Genomic DNA, 1383 nt, shown 5'->3' with positions numbered 1-1383 from the left:
GGCTTTGAGGTTGATTGGAATCCTAAAGATCAGACAGCGAGAGTGGTTGATCGAAATACTAGAACATTTAGCCTATCTGTTTGGGCCAATACTAATCGGATTCAAGCTGAGTATGTCCCGCAGAAAGATGCCGATCCGCATACGTTTATGGTCATGTTAAATGATGCTCCAATTCTGGTAGACGATGAAGTTTACATCCCTTTAAGGTCGTTCTGTGAACTTCTAAAAGGCACTATTCAATGGAGAGAAGAAGATCTAGCCGTAATTGCAACGTTGATTAATACTGACTTTACAAATATTTGGAAGGAACTTGAGTCTCGCCATTCTCAACGATTTAAAGTGGATGATATGTCCATCCAAGATGACAGATCCAATCAAAGATTGTTTCTTGGGATGAACCTGGATCTTAAAAGCAATTATCTTGATCTTGGGCAACAGATAGATCAGTTGCAACTGAGTTACAATACAGACAAGAACGCGCTGGAAGCAATCAGCATTGAAAAAGATGGAGACCAGTTTTCCACGTTTCGCGGTATTCAAATAGGCGATTCTCGACAAAAGGTACTGGACCTCTATGGGGCTTATACTTTTAAAGTGAAAGGCGATTATTTTTACGTGCTGCGAAAAGAAGGTTCGGCAATGGAACTGATCCCGAACTCGGAAAAGTTGGCAGATGAAATTTATAAGTCAAACCTCTATAAGATCCAATTTCGCTTTACACTTGATGATCCTGAAGTGAGAGGCGTAACGATTAGCGCTTACGAAAAAGGGCAAATGGACCCGGTGGCTGGAGGGATCATCAATATCCGGAAGAGCGCAGAAAGGATTCCGGAAGACATAGATAGCGCCATTTATTTGTATGATGAATATTTTGAGCAGTCGAATCTAGCCCACATGCAATTCTCAACTTATCAAATTAACTATGAAGAATATCGCAGGCTCGATAAGATCTCGCTGCAAGTTTATCAAAATTACATAAAAGGCATCATGCAAGTCGATGATTCCGCTTTCTCGGCGGGATTTAAGTCCGACATAAGCGCATTAGTTGAAGAAGGATATCAATTGATAGACGACCGCAGTAAAGCTAAGAGAAACAGCGACAAAATAGAAAATATGAAAATTACAAGCAAACTAGTCAGTCATCGCAAGAAGCTGGAGAGCATCGCTAAAAAGTATGACTCTGCAGTGTGGGATTACAGTTATATTTACATTCTGCAACGCATGCAGTATTAAGGATTGGGATTTGCCACACCCACGCCTCCATATTGTAAAGACTCGACCTATGAGGTCCCGCGTGTAAGGGCAAAAAAAGGAGTCACAATCTCACGAGAAAGCTGAGGTTCTGCCTTTTGCCGTTAGCGGTGTTTCAGTCCACCGCTTGTT

General features: G+C 41.6%; 1 protein-coding gene. It reads left to right on the top strand.

Going from position 1 to position 1383, the window contains the following annotated elements; genetic code table 11:
* Positions 1 to 1233 (top strand): stalk domain-containing protein (locus AC1DWB_RS35225; RefSeq protein WP_477545715.1); only part of this gene is annotated, 1233 nt, incomplete at its 5' end.
* Positions 1234 to 1383: the final 150 nt, after the last annotated feature.

The organism is Paenibacillus sp. P4_E11 (assembly GCF_056401635.1).
Note: the sequence above shows the minus strand (reverse complement) of the source record. Positions and strands in the feature narration are given on the sequence as shown.